Origin of the sequence: Massilia sp. Bi118 (assembly GCF_918697865.1) — a bacterium.
GTDB lineage: Bacteria > Pseudomonadota > Gammaproteobacteria > Burkholderiales > Burkholderiaceae_D > Telluria.
The window spans coordinates 244,017-258,892 of sequence record NZ_CAKKMV010000004.1 but is presented as its reverse complement, the minus strand read 5'-3'; the positions used below and the strand labels follow the sequence as shown (position 1 = coordinate 258,892).

Sequence of the window (14,876 nt, the reverse complement as noted above, 5' to 3'; positions counted from 1 at the left end):
GCGCTACAGCCGATCTATCCAACCAATCAGACCCAGAGGGGAAATCGAATGAACAAGACTTTGCTCGTAACCGCCATCTCGCTCGCTTTCTCGCTGAGCGCTTCGGCCGCCGATGACATCACGGCCCGCGGCGGTAGCACCGTCACGTCGAACCGCAATATGACGACTACCAACACCTCTACCGACAGCAGCGACCGCAGTAACAGCAGCATGAACTCGTCGAACAACGACAACAGCAACAGCAGCACGAACACCAGCAACGCGAACGACAACAGCACCCGCACCAACAGCAGCATGAATTCGTCGAACAACGACAGCAGCAACAACAGCACGCACGACAGCAGCAACAACAGCACGCACGACAACAGCAACAACAGCACCAACACCAGCAACGCGAACGACAACAGCAACCGCAGCAACAGCAGCATGAACTCGTCGCAAAACGACAACAGCACCACCCGTACCAGCACCCGTACCAGCACCGACAACAGCAACCGCAGCACCAACACCTCGGACAGCAGCAACAACAGCACCAACAACAGCGGCAACACCACGAATGCCGACAGCAGCGACCGCAGCAACAACAGCATGAACTCGTCGAACAACGACAACAGCACCACCCGCACCAACACCACCACCAACACCACCAACCGCAACTCCGGCAACACCACCACCCGCGATTCGAACAACGACTCGCGCAACCAGAGCACGAACAACTCGAACAACACGAGCGATTCGCGCAACCAGAGCATGAACAACTCGAACAACACGAGCGACTCGCGTGACCAGAGCACCCGTAATTCGAATAACGACAACCGCGACATGTCCGACAATTCGGACAACAGCGACAACCGCGACCAGAGCACCGGCAAGAACGGCGCGTCGCGCGCTTCGGGCGTCGGCGCAGCTGCTTCGAACACCGGCAACGCGACCTCGAACCTGTCGAACGCCTACAACACCTCGACCGCCCAGGCAATCTCGCGCCTGAACGGTTCGGTGTCCGGCAACAACGTGTCGAACATCGGCAACGTCGCCAACAACACCGGCAACGCCAACGGCGCCGGCGGTGACGGCGGTGCGGGCGCGGCAGGCAGCGCCGGCGGCGTGACCGCTTCCAGCGGCGCGGGCGCCACCTCGGGCAACGCCAACGGCGCCGCAGGCGCAGCAGGCGGCATGGCTTCGAACGGCTCGGCAACCTCGGGCTCGGCCACCTCGGGCGGCTCGACCTCGGGCATGGGCGGCGCAGGCGGCTCCAGCGCTGCTTCGACCACCGGCGCAGGCGGTTCGGGCGCCTCGGGTGGTGCAGGCGGTGCCGGCGGTTCGGGCGCGGCAGGCGGCGGCTCGTCGGCCAACGGCGGCTACGGCGGCGCCAGCGGTGCAGGCGGCGCGGCTTCGGGCGGCAACGGCGGCTACGCCGGCGGCAATATGGGCGGCAACGGCGGCTACGCCGGCGGCGCAACGGCCGGTGACGGCGGTAACGGCGGCCGTACCGGCATGGCAACCGGCGGCGCCGGCGGCGCTGGCGGTTCGGGGGCATCGGGCGGCGCAGGCGGCATGGCCGGCACCGGCGGTGCAGGCGGCATGGCCGGCGCAGGCGGTTCGGCTGGCAATGCCGGCGCCTCGACCGGCGACAACGGCGCTTCGAACGGCGCAACCCGCGTTGCCGGCGGCAACGCAACGAGCGGCGCAGGCGGGATGTCGGGCGGCTCGGACACCAACCCGGGCACCGGCGGCGCAAGCGGCACGGCTACCGCTGGCTCGAACAGCGCGACCGGCGGCACTGTGAGCTCGGGCGCCAACAGCTCGACCGCCGGCACCACCACCGGCGGCGCAGCAGGCACCGGCGGTAACGGCGCAGCAGGCGGCGCAGGCGGCGCAGGCGCAGCAGGCGGTGCCGGTGCAATGGGCGGCGCAGGTTCGTCGGCCACCAACACGGCAGGCGCAGGCGCAGCAGGCGGCGAAGCCACTGCCGGCACCGGCGGCGCAGGTTCGGGCCACACCAGCACCGGCGGCGCAGGCGCCGGCAACACTGCAGGCGCTTCGGGTGCCGGCGGTGCTGGCGCTTCGGGCACCTCGACTGCCGGTACCGGCGGCAACGGTGCAGCTGGCGGTGCAGGCGCCTCCGGTGGCGCAGGCGCGGCAAGCGGTTCGGCTTCGAATACCGCAGGCACCGGTGGTGCGGGCGGCTCGTCGGCCACCGGTGCGGCATCCAGCGGCGCGGCCTCGAACGGCGGCTCCTCGGGCGGTGCAGGCGGCGCGGGCGGTGCAGGCGGTACCAGCACTGCCGGCCGTGGCGGCGACCTGGCAGCGATCACCACCGGTAACGGTACCGGCGGCATGGGCGGTGCGGGTGCAGGCGGCAACGGCGGCTCGAACAGCGTCAATGCCGGCACCTTCAACATGTCGAACAACATGAGCGGCGCCGGCCAGAACGCGGCAGGCATCATGGTGATCAGCCAGAACACCGGCATCTCCTCTCTGGTGCAGCAGAGCGTCAACGTCCAGAGCAACATGAACGTCGGCGGCCAGTAATCGCGGCTTGAGCTCCACTTCCGCCGCGCCCCGGCGGGGCGGAAGTGGGCCTGACGTTCATCGCAGTAGAGCAAACGGGGGTAAAGAATGCAGCATCCATTCAACCAGGGAGTCGCCAGGCGCTTGTGCAGCATCGCTGTGCTTGCGCTGATGGCGTCTCCGGCCTGGGCCGGACCGGCCGAGGCGCAGGCCAGCCAGTCCGGGGCCGCCCAGCAGCCTGCCAAGCAGGAAGTGCAGGCGGCAGTCCCGGCCAAAGCCGGCCTCAGCCTCGACTTCGGGCCGGCGGCCGACCTCGGCAAGCTCGAACAGTCACGCGGCGGCGCCGCGGAAACCAAGAACGACATGAAGCTGGACGGTGTCGTGACGGGCAACAGCGCCACCAACGTCGTCACCGGAGCCAATTCCATCGATTCCGGTGCGTTTTCGAATATGTCGGGGATTCCGGTGGTCATCCAGAACAGCGGTGCAAACGTGCTGATCCAGAGTGCCACCATCATCAATGTGCAATTCAAATGAACCGTAGTGCCCTGCCCCTTCTGTGCGCACTGATGGGCGCCACCTGCGCGAACGCAGCCGACCTGCCGATCGCGGGTGGCGCCCGCTTTAACGTTCCGGTTCACAGTCTCAAGGAACTGAAGTTCGTTTCCACCACCCGCCAGCAATACGATTTCAGCTGCGGCTCAGCCGCGCTGGCCACCCTGCTGACCCACCATTACGGCTATCCGATCAGCGAAACGGTCGCCTTCAAGGCCATGTGGGACCAGGGCGACCAGGACAAGATCCGCCGCGAAGGTTTTTCGCTGCTCGACATGCAGCGCTACCTGGCCTCCATCGGCTTCAAGGCCGACGGTTTCCGCCAGCCGATCGAGAAGCTGGTCAGCGCCGGCGTGCCGGCCATCGTCCTGATCTCCGAGAAGGGCTACAACCACTTCGTCGTCGTCAAGGGCGCGGAAAACGGCCGCATCCTGCTGGGCGATCCGTCCAGCGGCACGCGCGCGATCACGCGCGAACATTTCGAATCCATCTGGCCGACCCGGCTGCTGTTCGTCATCCACGAAGCGCCGAACAAGCCCCAGTTCAATCTCACCGCCGACTGGCGTGCCGCACCACGCGCGCCGCTGGGCGAAGCGGTGAACCGGACCGGCATCGACTACATGGGCCTGCCGAAGTTCGGGCCCACCGATTTCTAGAGGAGATACCATGCGCCTCACCCTCAAGATCTGCTTCCTCCTGGCCAGCGCCGCAGCGGCGAGCCATGGGTGGGCGGATGCCCCTGTCGCCGGCTTCGACGCCGCGGAGGCGGTCGAACCGGACGCCCTCGACGCGATGCGCGGCGGCTTCGAAGTCCCCGGCGGGCTGGTCGTCTCGCTGGGCATCGACCGCATCGTCACCATCAACGGCAACGTAGTCGAACGCAGCCAGCTCAACCTGGGCGACCTCGGCAATCTGACCAGCGGCATGTCGAAGGTGTCCGCCGATACCGCGAATCAGGTCCGCCTGATCCAGAACGGCCTCGGCACCGCCAACCTCGAGCTCGGCCGCGACGTGCTGGGCGGGACCATCATCCAGAACAGCCTGAACGACCAGCTGATCAACAACCAGACCATCATCAACGCCAGCGTGAATGCGCGTGGAATGCTGCAGAACATGAATTTCCAGTCCACGCTCAATAACGCCTTAAACACTGCCATCACAGGAAGGTGATGGCGCAACCGGAGAAGAAAAATATGCCTAAGATTCCAGCGCTGTCCTTTGCGATTGGCGTTAGCCTTGTCCTGGCGGCATTCCCCGCCGGCGCGCAGTCGCCCGATCTAATGGAACAGCTGAAGATCATGCGACAACAGCTGGAAGAACAACGTGCACGGGTCGACGAACTGGAGCGCCAGCTGCGCGCAAGCGGCGTCGCGGCGCCGTCCCAGCTCGACAATCTTCGCGGGACCGGCAATCCGCAGCAGCCGGCCACGGCGACGGCGCTGCTGCCCTCGCCGATCACCGCACCAGTAAACGGGCAAGCGGCGGCGCCCGCCCAGTACCCTGCCGCCGCACCACATTCCTCGCTCGACCTGCTGCGCGGCCTCGGATCGGCCCCGGTGGCCGCCGCCGGCCAGCAGCAGGACAACGGCAGCGCGCCGCCGCCGTCGCCGCAGCCGATCAACAACAGCCCCACGGTCGGCCGTCCGCCCAGCGCCGAAAGCCGCGCGCCGCAGGTGGCGCCGATCTTCGAAAGCCCGGGCGTGCTGACGCCGCGCGGCAAGCTGGTGTTCGAGCCCTCGATCCAGTACGGCTACTCGTCCAGCAACCGGGTGGCGCTGATCGGCTACACGGTGATCCCGGCGCTGCTGATCGGCCTGCTGGACGTGCGCGAAGTAAAACGCAACACGACCACCGGCGCCGCCACCTTCCGCTACGGCTTCGACAACCGTCTCGAGCTCGAAGCCAAGATCCCGTACACCTACCGCAGCGACGCCACCGTCAGCCGCGAACTGTTCACCGGCACCGCCACCGAACGCGCCTTCAACACCAGCGGCCAGGGCATCGGCGACGTCGAACTCGGCTGGCGCTACCAGCTGAACGAAGGCGGCGTCGACAAGCCCTATTTCATCGGCGGCTTCCGCTTCAAGTCGCGCACCGGCCGCGATCCGTTCCAGGTTGTCACGGACTGCCAGACCCGCTGTGTGGGCGAAAACGTGACCGGCACCGGCCTGCCGCTGGACCTGCCGACCGGCTCCGGCTTCTATTCGGTACAGCCGAGCCTGACCTGGCTGATGCCCTCCGACCCGGCGATCTTCTTCGGCAGCTTCAGCTACACCCACAACTTCAAGCGCGGCAACGTCTACCGCACCGTGCTGAACGGCGAAAAGGAATTCCTGGGCGATGTGAAACCGGGCGATGTGTTCGGCTTCAATTTCGGCATGGGCCTGGCGCTGAACGAAAAGGCCTCGTTCAGCATCGGCTACGACCACAACTCGGTGGGCCGCACCAAGCAGGGCGGCCAAGTGGTGCCGGGCTCGGTGCGCATGCAGCTGGGCACCCTGCTGCTGGGCTATTCCTACCGCCTCAACAACCAGCGCACCTTGAACGTGTCCGTGGGTGCCGGTTTGACACGCGATACGCCGGACGTCACGCTGATGGTCCGGATGCCATTTTCGTTCTGAACGCTCCAGGAACGACAACGGCGCGCCGCCCTCCCGGGCTGGCGCGCCGTTTTTTATGCCGGCGGGCGCTTAAATATAGTAAATCAGGGCAGCCAAACCCACCACCAGCAGCACCTTGGTGGCCTTATAAGCGTTCTTGTTCCACGCCTTGTAACGGCGGCGGTACTGGCCCATCACGTGCGAGATGCGGAACAGCTTGCTCACCAGGCCGGTCTGGTCGCCGGATTCGTTGGGCGAAGCGGCGGCCGTCATCATGGTGCGGCCGAGCCAGCGGTTGACCGCGCCCATCCCGAAGCGCAGCGGGCGCTCGACGTCGCAGAACAGGATCACGCGGTCCTGGCCGCTGGTGTTCTCGGCCCAGTGGATGAAGGTTTCGTCGAAGATCACGCCCTGGCCGTCGCGCCAGCTGTAGCGCTGGCCGTCGACTTCGATGAAGCAGCGGTCGTCGTTCGGCGTGGCCAGGCCCAGGTGGTAACGCATCGAGCCGGCGAAGGGGTCGCGGTGCGGGTTCAGCTTCGCGCCCGGCGGCAGCTCGGCGAACATCGCCGCCTTCACCGAGGGGATGCCCTGCAGCAGCGCATAGGTCTTGGGGCAGAGGCGCTCGGCCGAGGGGTGGCTGGCGTCGTACCACTTCAGGTAAAAGCGCTTCCAGCCGGTCTTGAAGAAGGAATTGAAGCCGGCGTCGTTGTTCTCTTCGGAGGCCTTGATCTTCTGCAGCGAGACCAGGTGCAGGGCTTCCTCGCGGATCGTTTCCCAGTTCTGCTGGAGGACGTCGAGTTCGGGGAATTCGCGGACCGGGATGTAGGGCGTGCTCGGCACCCGGGAAAACAGGTGCATGAAGATATTAATCGGGGCCATGAACGACGAATGGTCGAACAGCTGGCGGCCGAACGGCAGACGGACCTTGCCGCGGAAATGGATATGCAGGACCGAAAGGATGAGAAAACCCACGACTGCCCACTTCATTACGCCTCCACGTGCACCTGACTAAAAGGAGCGCAAGGATACCATAGGCATGGCGAGGCGTCCCTCAACCCGCTCGCCGGAGGCGAGATGGTTGAAGGACGCCGACAATTTGTCGTGGACGTACTACAGCGTCAGTGCATGGTCGAGGTCACGGCATACCCCTTTTCGGCCAGCTGGCCGGTCAGGTTCCGGATGTCGTAATCGTCGATCTGCTGGGCGTCGTCGTCCACCTCGACTGCGCGGGCTTCGACTTCCCAGTCGGTATTCGTGGCTTCCTCGGGGATGTTGCGGGTTTCGGGTACCGCCAGGTAGGAGAATTTTCCGTCCTGCTCGGCTCTGCGGTAAATATCCAGGCGCATAGTCGTTTCCTTTCAAAGCATGGCTGATGGATTCAAGCCATCAGTATGCCTACGATAGGCGAAGCGCGGAGCACGGTCTGTTATCCGACGCACACGTCGCCGTTTCAACGGCCCGGAGAAGCGCCCAGCACACGCGCCGGCAGCATCACGATGGCCCTCAGCAGCTCGAATACGGCTTCCACGCCGATGCCCACCAGGCGGAAGGGCAGCAGGATCAGCCATACCAGCGGATACAGGAACAGCGCCATCAGGGCGATGGGCCAGCACAGGAACAGCAGGACCAACCAGACGAGGAAACCGAACATTGTGCGCTCCTTCGGGAGATGGACGTCGATGCTGTGACTGTAATGACAAGCCGGCCCGCCGGCAATCGCGATGCGATAAATGGTAACAGAGAGGGATGGACGGGGGAAAAGCGGGGTTGAATGGCGTTGGGGTGGTAATCTTCGTCTGTTGTCGAACGAGAAAGCCCGATGCGTATCCTCCCCTTCATTCCAGCCATCCTGCTGTCGATGGGCAGTGCCTGCCTCCATGCGCAGGAGCGCAACAGCGTGGCCACCCGTTACGGTACGGTCAGCGCGATTCCAGCCAGCGAGGAGCGCAGCGCACTCCTGTTCCAGGGCAAGCCGATTGCCCGCATGCGCGGCGATGCCGGCCTCTCCAGGCTGGCGCTGCGCGCCGAGCGCGACTATGTGCTGGCGGACGCCACCCTGCCGGGCCTGAACTGCCGGCACGAATTCGTCCTGGTGGAAGTGGGTGCGGAAGGTGGGCCGGCGCTATCGGCGCCCTTCGGCAATTGCATGACGCTGTTCGGTGCGCGCCTGCAGGATGGGAATGCGGTGGTGCAGCTGGCGGCAGCGCCGGCCGGGGCCCAGGGAACGCCGCGGATCCATGAGTTCGCCTTTGCCGGTGGCCAGCTGAGCGAGTTGCCAGGCGTGCTGGATCAGTGCGAAGCCAGCGCGCTGGCGGCGGCCAGCACTGCCGTCGCGCTGACGCCGGACGAAGCGAACAAGACGGTAGCCGGGGCCGGCCGCGCCTATTTCCATTCGGCGCCGCTGGAAGCCTGCCGCACCGCCAAGGTGTTCCTGGTGCCGGGCGACCGGGTCAACGCCAGCCGCGAGACCGGCGCCTTCGTGGAGATCGAATACCGAAATCCGAAGAGCGGACAGGTATTCAAGGGCTGGATCAGGCGGGACCGCCTACTCGACCCCGCCCAGTAAGGTATCCGCTGCGGATTACGCGTATTCCGCGGCGCCCGCGTGTTCCACGACCGCCTGATCTTCGAAGCGCGCCACGACCTCGGCGCGGAGCGACGCTTCCAGCGACGGCAGCGAGCCGCCGCAGCGGTAGGCAAAGCTGACTTGCACGACGTCGCCGGCCTGCACGTCCATCGGCTGCGCCAGCGGCAGCATCATGTAATGGTTCAGCCAGTCGATGGTGGTGCCCTGCTCTTCGACGATCGACAGCACGTTCTTGGTGATGAAGCGCAGCGCGTTCAGGCGGCCGGCCTTTTCGATCAGGAAGCGGCCTTCCCAGGCGACGTTCATGTCGGTCGGCTGGCTGAAGTCCATGATGCTGTAGACGCCCGGCTGCGCCAGTTCGACCGTGCCCGGGTAGATGACGTTGGTCGGCTGGAACTGCACGATCGGCGCGTGGAAGCCTTCGAAATCGTATTCCTGCTGCAGCGGCTGGGCCGCCATGATCACGGCTTCCGGCAGGAACACCGGCAGCGGGCCGCCAAAGCGCGCCAGATAACGGCGCTTGAAGGATTCCATCATCTCGACCTGCTTCTCGCGCAGCATGGCGACATGGATCATCTCGCAGATCACGACGTCGACCGGCTCCGGCGGCAGGTATTCGAAGGCGTCGGCGTGGACCACTTCGACCTTGTGGCCGTTCTGGTTCATGGCCAGGAATTTGCGGGCTTCACGCACCATGTCCGGATTGAACTCGACGCAATAGACCTTGTCCGCATTCTGCGCGGCAAAGAACGACAGCACGCCGGTGCCGCCGCCCAGTTCGAGGACCTTGGCGCCCGGCTTGACGGCGTGGAAGATGGCCGACTTGAAGCTGTGCATGCGATTGTGGTCCATCAGCATGTTGTGGTGGTAATGGACCGGGATGAACTGCCCCAGGTAGCAGCTCTCGATTTCGCGTTCGTTCAGCATGTTGTTCCTTGCACGGTTGATTGCATGGAAGCATTATCTGCAACGAGGAAAGATTTTGATGCGCGGAGGTGATGGGGTTTTCCGCGCCAGTTTGGCGCTTGAGGGCCGCTGGCGGGTCAGACCTTACGCGTGGACGGCGCCGCAGCCCGCCCTACCGGCGGGCTGCGAGCTGAGCTGCGGTCAGGCCTTCGCTATTGGTCAGCTTCGGGTTCGCGCCCTGTTCCGTGAGGAAGGCGACCATGTCCGGATGCCCTTCCCGGGCCGCCATCATCAGCGGGGTGTAGCTGCCGCTGGCCGGCGGCGAGACGGCGTCCAGCTTGGCGCCGCGCTTGATCAGCAGGCGCGCGACATCCTCGTCGCCGCTGGCGGCCGCATAGTGCAGCGGGGTCCAGCCGGGACGGTTGACGGCCGCGCCGCGCGCGATCAGGGCTTCGGCGGCCTGCCGGTTGCGCTTGAAGGCAGCCATCATCAGGGCCGTGTTGCCGTTCATGGCGGTGGCGTCGAGCTGGATGCCGGGCTGGTCGAGCAGCGTGCGCAGTACCCGCATCGACCCTTCGCGGGCCGCGATCACCAGCGCCGGCTCGCCGCCAAGGGGATTCTGCTGGTTCGGGTCCACGCCCGCCGCCAGCAGGGACTTGACGGTGGCGGCATCGTCCATGGACACGGCGCGGAAGAAATTCGTGGTCTGCTCGGGCGTGGCGGCCAGCACCGCGGTTCCAGGGAAGGCGGCCAGCACGATCCCTGCAAGGATCGCCCGGCCGGTCAAACGAAGAAAACCGCGACGCTGCATCATGTTCACTCCTTCGGTACCTTGAACAGCTTATAAAAATTGTCGGTGGTGCGCTCCGCCACTTCGCGCAGCGGCACGTCCTTAAGCGTGGCGATGAACTCGGCCACATGGGGCACGAAGCCCGGTTCGTTCATTTTCCCACGGTAGGGCACGGGCGCGAGATAGGGCGAGTCGGTTTCGATCAAGATGCGATCCAGCGGAAGTGCTTGGGCCACCGCCTGCAGGTCTTTTGCGCTCTTGAAGGTCACGATCCCGGAGAAAGAGATGTAAAAACCCATCTCGATCGCGGCCAGCGCGACCTCCAGCGACTCCGTGAAGCAGTGCATCACGCCGGCCACGCCGCCCTTGTCGACCGCCGCGCCCTCTTCCTGCAGGATGCGGATGGTATCAAGACTGGCCGAGCGGGTGTGGATGATCAGGGGTTTGCGCGTCTCGCGCGAGGCGCGGATGTGAGTGCGGAAGCGCGCGCGCTGCCATTCGAGATCACCCTCGAGGCGGTAGTAGTCGAGACCGGTCTCGCCGATGGCGACGATCTTCGGATGATCGGCCAGGCGCACCAGCTCCTCGACGCTGGGCTCGGGCGTGTCTTCGTAGTCCGGGTGGACGCCGACCGACGCGTAAATATGCGGATATTGCTCCGCCAGGGCGAGCACGCTGGGGAACTCCGGCAGGTTGACGGACACGCACAGCGCCTTGTCGACCTTGTTCTCGGCCATTTTGGCGAGAATCTCGGGCATGCGGGCGGCCAGCTCCGGGAAATTGATATGGCAGTGTGAATCGATGTACATCCCCACATTGTACGCGAGAGCGCCAAACGGGGCGTTTGCAGGAATGGCCGGCATATGGTCCCGTTTAGCGGATACAAATAAACTGCCCGGCACTTTTCCCCTCTCCGCACCACCTGGACAGCGGAATATGATTAACTCCAGGGATGAGAACCCTATTTTTCCTCCTGATCGGCCTGATGTGCGCGCCCGCCTGGTCCGCAACACAGCATTCGCCGGCGCCCATGAATGTCGCCACCTATAACCTGCGCATGAACAATCCCGGCGACGGCCCGAATGCCTGGCCAGCGCGCAAGGAGATGGTGAAGGCGCTGATCCGCTATCACGAGTTCGACGTCTTCGGTACGCAGGAAGGGCTGCCCGATCAAATCGCCGACCTGGCGCAGATGGAGGAATTCGGGCACGTCGGCGTCGGCCGCGACGACGGCAAGGACGCCGGCGAGCATTCGGCCATCTTTTTCCGCAAGAGCCGCTTTGCCTTGCTGGACAAGGGCGATTTCTGGCTCAGCGAAACGCCCGAACGCCCTTCTTTCGGCTGGGATGCCAAATGCTGCCATCGCCTGGCCTCCTGGGCGCGCCTGCGCGACCGGGCCAGCGGACGCGCGCTGTATATGTTTTCGGTCCATTTCGACCACGAGGGCGAAGTGGCGCGCCGGGAGTCGGCCAAACTGATGTTGCGGAAGATTGCCGAGATCACCCACGGCGAACCAGTCATCTGCGTGGGCGATTTCAATTCGACCCCGGAAACGGTTCAGATACAGACCATGTCGGCCGCCCTGCGCGACGCCTTCAAGGTGAGTAAAGCGCCGCCCTATGGCCCGGTCGGGACATTCAACAACTTTCACCTGGATGCGCCGATGAGCGAGCGCATCGACTATATCTTCGTCGACCGCCATGTCGAGGTGCTGAAGTATGCGGTGCTGAGCGATTCGCTGGACCGGCGCTATCCCTCGGACCATCACCCGGTCGTGGCGCGCCTGGTCGTCAAGTAGAGCGACACCGTAAACGGCTCCATGCGAAACTTGGCCGCAATGACCTTTCAGCATGGAGCCTTATCATGAGCACAACGCAGCCCCAAACCGACGATCAGCAAAACGAAAACCAGCAAGACGACGACCAGTCCGGGCAGTCCCAGCAGCACGCGCAAGTGGACAAGCATCCAGACTTCGATGCCCTGGCGAAGAAGAAACCGGAAGAACTGACGCCGGAAGAGCTCCGGCTGATGGCGGACACGATGCCCGGCGAAGGACCCGGCGACTGAACCAGGCATGCGATCCAACACGCAAGCGAAAGTCCACACTGTCGTTTTCGACCTCGGTAACGTTCTGATCAAATGGGACCCACGGGCCCTCTACAGGAAGATATTCGCCGACGATAACGCGGCGATGGAACATTTTCTGACCGAAGTGTGTAACGCCGAATGGAACGAACGGCAGGATTGTGGACGACCATGGAAAGATGGGATTGCACTGGCAATCAAGCAGCATCCATCGCATGAGGCGAACATCCGGGCCTATCATGAGCGCTGGGAGGAAATGATTCCCGGCGCCATCGACGAAACTGTCGAAATTCTTGCGCAACTACGCGCGCTCGGCATCCGGCTGCTCGCCCTCACCAACTGGTCGCACGAAACCTTCCCCATCGCCCTGCGGCGCTTTTCGTTTCTCGAATGGTTCGAGGGGATTGTCGTGTCCGGCCGAGAACTGCTCGTGAAGCCGGATCCGGCGATCTTCAAGCTTTTAATCGATCGCTACCAGCTTGATCCGGCGTCCACCGTGTTCATCGATGACAGCATGCGCAATGTCGAGGCAGCCGTCGTGGAAGGCCTGCACGGCATCCACTTTCAAAGCGCCGGGGACTTGCGCCTCAGGTTGCAGGACCTGGGGATTCCGCTGCCCCCTGCATGAGGTGGGAGGGCCAGCCAATGCGAACCGGCAGGCCGTCCGGTCCGCAAACACTGAACTCATACATACCCCACTCGCGGTGACGCAAGACACCGCCAGGCCGGATGATGAGATCGTCGACCCGCGCGGCAATGGCATCCACGTCCGGTGTGCGGATAAAAACCCCGAAGGGATTGTGCTCTTCCGGCACGCGCCAGGGGCCGCTGCCCGCCTGCGTCAGGTGGACTTCGCATGCCCAGCCGGTCATGATGAGGTAGTGCCCGAAGTCGCCGGTGCACTCGAAACCCAGGCGCTCCCAGAACGGCCGGGCAGCCGCCAAATCGTTGCTCGGCACGATGGCAAACGCGCCGATAGTGGGGATGGTCATATCACGCTCCGGTTGAATGGTCCCGAGAAAATTTCCTGACTGGCAAGCCAAGGATACGTGTAACATATCTTTATGGCAACCCCGCCATTTTCGGAAGAAGCCTCCATGCGCCTGCTCTCCGCCCGCCGTTCCGTCCGCACCGGCGCCACCATGCGCCGCTGGTCCACCGTGGTTCTTGCGTTGTCCGTGACAGCGGCCTGTTCGACGCTCCAGTGGCGGCCCGACAGCAAGGCCACCGCGCCGGTTATCGACGGTTTCGGCGCGGAGGCCATGCAGCCCTCCCGGGCGAACGCAGCCGCGCGCCGCCTGTTCGCGCAGGGCATGGCGCAGGTCTACGCCTTCAACGAGATCGAGGCCATTCGATCCTTCAAGGCCGCGCTGGCGCAGGATCCGGATTGCGCGCTGTGCGCCTGGGGCGTGGCGTATCAAATGGGGCCGAACATCAACGATACCGACCGCCACGATCTGCGCGAGGCGATCCATTACGTGGATTACGCCGTCAAGCACAGCGCCGGCAGCCCGGAACGCGAGCGCGCGCTGATCGATGCGCTCGCCCTGCGCTACGGTACGGCCCCTGGCGCCCGCGCCACCGCCGTGATGCAGGCGGACATCTGCGGCGCGTCCGGGACGAAACGGGCCGACCCGCTCGACATCGCGTATGCCGGGCGCGTGCGCGAGCTGGTCGCGCGTTTCCCCGGCGACCCGGACATCCTGTCCATCTACGCCGAAGCCGAGCTGGTGGCCACGCGCGAAGACTGGTGGGACCGGGTCACCGGCAAGCCGGCCGGCCGCGTCGGCGAGCTGGCCGACATGCTCGAACAAGGCCTGGCGCGGCATCCCCAGCACATCGGCCTGATCCACTACATGATCCATACGGTCGATGCGGTGCCGGTGGCGCGGCGTGCCGAGGCGGCGGCCGACCGGCTTGGCGCGCTGGCGCCCAGGTCGCCGCATCTGCTGCACATGCCGTCCCACACTTACGCCCACCTGGGCCGCTATGCCGACGCCACCCGCGTCAACCAGGCGGCCGTCGCTGCGGACGAGGTCATGGAAGCGGAATTGAAGCGCCAGAATTTCTCGGTGAGCAAGGACTGGCGCGGCCACAATCTGCACTTTCAATGGCATGCCGCGCTGATGGAGGGGCGCGGCGACCTGGCGTTGGCCACCGCGCGCACGCTCGCCTTGCGCGGCAAGGGCGACAACACCTACCACGAATACCTGCGCAGCCTGCCGATGCTGACCCTGCTCCGCCTGCAGCGCTGGGACGCCTTGCGCCAGGAGCCGCTGCCGTCGGGCGACAAGGGCGTCGCGACCGTGATGGGGCAAATGGCGAGCGGCATCGCCCTGGCGCACGCGGGCCAGCGCAGCGCGGCACAGGCGGCGCTGGCGCGGCTGGACCCGGCGGCGGATCAACTCGTGAAGGAAAACCCCGGCGAGGGCTATGTGAACAAACTGATGCGCAGTATGGCGCGCACCGCGCAGGCGCAATGGCGCGCCGAAATCGCCTGGTATGGCGAACAGGTCGACGAGGCCCTGACCCAACAACAATTGGCGGTCACGGCCTCGTCCGACGCCGAAGCCACCGAGCCGCCGACGCTGGCCGCCGGTCCGCGTTTGCGCCTGGGCGCCATGCAATTGGCGGCGCGGCGCTACGCAGCGGCCGAACAGAGCTTCCGCGAGCACCTGGCGGAACATCCGGGCAACGACTGGGCCTTGCAGGGCTTGCGCCAGGCGCTGTCGGCGCAGGGCAAGCAGGCCGAGGCAAAAGCCACCGAGAGCGAGTTGGAGCGCAACTGGAAGCAGGCCGACAGCGGCTTACGCTCGGCGGCGCGCTAAGCGCCGGCCGCGTG

General features: G+C 65.1%; 18 protein-coding genes. 10 read left to right on the top strand and 8 right to left on the bottom strand.

What is annotated here, in order from left to right; all coding sequences use genetic code 11:
* Positions 1-26: 26 nt before the first annotated feature.
* Positions 27-428 carry a hypothetical protein gene (locus LQV39_RS08020; RefSeq protein WP_230023075.1) on the bottom strand — a complete coding sequence of 134 codons (402 nt, stop codon included), beginning with the start codon at positions 426-428 and terminating at the stop codon, positions 27-29.
* Between LQV39_RS08020 and LQV39_RS08015 the strand changes: the two genes are divergently transcribed.
* From LQV39_RS08015 to LQV39_RS07995, 5 genes are all read left to right on the top strand, one after another.
* Complete coding sequence (locus LQV39_RS08015; RefSeq protein ID WP_230023072.1) at positions 427-2,532, top strand: hypothetical protein; 2,106 nt, start codon at positions 427-429, stop codon at positions 2,530-2,532. The genes LQV39_RS08020 and LQV39_RS08015 overlap by 2 nt on opposite strands.
* Before the next feature lie 87 nt (positions 2,533-2,619).
* Positions 2,620-3,048, top strand: coding sequence for a hypothetical protein (locus tag LQV39_RS08010; RefSeq protein ID WP_230023066.1), 429 nt, complete (start codon positions 2,620-2,622; stop codon positions 3,046-3,048).
* The gene (locus LQV39_RS08005) at positions 3,045-3,722 is read left to right on the top strand and encodes a C39 family peptidase (protein WP_230023063.1); all 678 of its coding nucleotides are present in this window, start codon (positions 3,045-3,047) and stop codon (positions 3,720-3,722) included. The genes LQV39_RS08010 and LQV39_RS08005 overlap by 4 nt, the downstream gene beginning before the upstream one ends.
* A 10-nt stretch (positions 3,723-3,732) precedes the next feature.
* Positions 3,733-4,236: a hypothetical protein gene (locus tag LQV39_RS08000; protein WP_230023060.1), complete on the top strand. Its 504-nt coding sequence runs from the start codon at positions 3,733-3,735 to the stop codon at positions 4,234-4,236.
* Positions 4,237-4,259: 23 nt separating this feature from the next.
* On the top strand, positions 4,260-5,687 hold the full coding sequence (locus LQV39_RS07995) for an acetate kinase (protein ID WP_230023056.1): 1,428 nt from the start codon (positions 4,260-4,262) through the stop codon (positions 5,685-5,687).
* 69 nt (positions 5,688-5,756) lie between these two features.
* Here the strand turns inward: LQV39_RS07995 and lpxO are convergent, their stop codons facing one another.
* The 3 genes from lpxO to LQV39_RS07980 all read right to left on the bottom strand — a co-directional run bounded on the left by lpxO (position 5,757) and on the right by LQV39_RS07980 (position 7,317).
* Entirely contained in the window at positions 5,757-6,653 is an 897-nt protein-coding gene (gene lpxO, locus LQV39_RS07990) for a lipid A hydroxylase LpxO (RefSeq protein ID WP_230023052.1), read from the bottom strand.
* A gap of 131 nt (positions 6,654-6,784) precedes the next feature.
* Positions 6,785-7,012 (bottom strand): DUF6139 family protein, encoded by a 228-nt coding sequence (locus LQV39_RS07985; RefSeq protein ID WP_230023037.1) that lies wholly within the window; start codon positions 7,010-7,012, stop codon positions 6,785-6,787.
* A 104-nt stretch (positions 7,013-7,116) separates the two neighbouring features.
* Complete coding sequence (locus tag LQV39_RS07980) at positions 7,117-7,317, bottom strand: hypothetical protein (protein ID WP_230023034.1); 201 nt, start codon at positions 7,315-7,317, stop codon at positions 7,117-7,119.
* 168 nt (positions 7,318-7,485) lie between these two features.
* Between LQV39_RS07980 and LQV39_RS07975 the strand changes: the two genes are divergently transcribed.
* Positions 7,486-8,232, top strand: coding sequence for a hypothetical protein (locus LQV39_RS07975; protein WP_230023031.1), 747 nt, complete (start codon positions 7,486-7,488; stop codon positions 8,230-8,232).
* A gap of 15 nt (positions 8,233-8,247) precedes the next feature.
* On the opposite strand, the gene LQV39_RS07970 is transcribed toward LQV39_RS07975, so the two are convergent.
* The 3 genes from LQV39_RS07970 to LQV39_RS07960 all read right to left on the bottom strand — a co-directional run bounded on the left by LQV39_RS07970 (position 8,248) and on the right by LQV39_RS07960 (position 10,758).
* Positions 8,248-9,180, bottom strand: a complete 933-nt coding sequence (locus tag LQV39_RS07970) for a methyltransferase domain-containing protein (RefSeq protein WP_230023028.1) — start codon at positions 9,178-9,180, stop codon at positions 8,248-8,250.
* A 151-nt stretch (positions 9,181-9,331) separates the two neighbouring features.
* Positions 9,332-9,973, bottom strand: coding sequence for an ankyrin repeat domain-containing protein (locus LQV39_RS07965; RefSeq protein WP_230023026.1), 642 nt, complete (start codon positions 9,971-9,973; stop codon positions 9,332-9,334).
* 2 nt (positions 9,974-9,975) lie between these two features.
* Positions 9,976-10,758 (bottom strand): TatD family hydrolase, encoded by a 783-nt coding sequence (locus LQV39_RS07960; protein ID WP_230023023.1) that lies wholly within the window; start codon positions 10,756-10,758, stop codon positions 9,976-9,978.
* Positions 10,759-10,901: 143 nt separating this feature from the next.
* On the opposite strand from LQV39_RS07960, the gene LQV39_RS07955 reads away from it, so the two are divergent.
* The 3 genes from LQV39_RS07955 to LQV39_RS07945 all read left to right on the top strand — a co-directional run bounded on the left by LQV39_RS07955 (position 10,902) and on the right by LQV39_RS07945 (position 12,662).
* A complete protein-coding gene (locus LQV39_RS07955; RefSeq protein ID WP_230023020.1) occupies positions 10,902-11,747 on the top strand; it encodes an endonuclease/exonuclease/phosphatase family protein in 846 nt (281 codons plus the stop codon).
* A gap of 65 nt (positions 11,748-11,812) precedes the next feature.
* Positions 11,813-12,016, top strand: a complete 204-nt coding sequence (locus tag LQV39_RS07950; protein WP_230023018.1) for a hypothetical protein — start codon at positions 11,813-11,815, stop codon at positions 12,014-12,016.
* 7 nt (positions 12,017-12,023) lie between these two features.
* A complete protein-coding gene (locus tag LQV39_RS07945) occupies positions 12,024-12,662 on the top strand; it encodes an HAD family phosphatase (RefSeq protein WP_230023015.1) in 639 nt (212 codons plus the stop codon).
* On the opposite strand, the gene LQV39_RS07940 is transcribed toward LQV39_RS07945, so the two are convergent.
* Positions 12,622-13,026: a VOC family protein gene (locus tag LQV39_RS07940; protein ID WP_230023012.1), complete on the bottom strand. Its 405-nt coding sequence runs from the start codon at positions 13,024-13,026 to the stop codon at positions 12,622-12,624. The genes LQV39_RS07945 and LQV39_RS07940 overlap by 41 nt on opposite strands.
* Before the next feature lie 105 nt (positions 13,027-13,131).
* Between LQV39_RS07940 and LQV39_RS07935 the strand changes: the two genes are divergently transcribed.
* Positions 13,132-14,862: a hypothetical protein gene (locus LQV39_RS07935; RefSeq protein ID WP_230023009.1), complete on the top strand. Its 1,731-nt coding sequence runs from the start codon at positions 13,132-13,134 to the stop codon at positions 14,860-14,862.
* Positions 14,863-14,876: the final 14 nt, after the last annotated feature.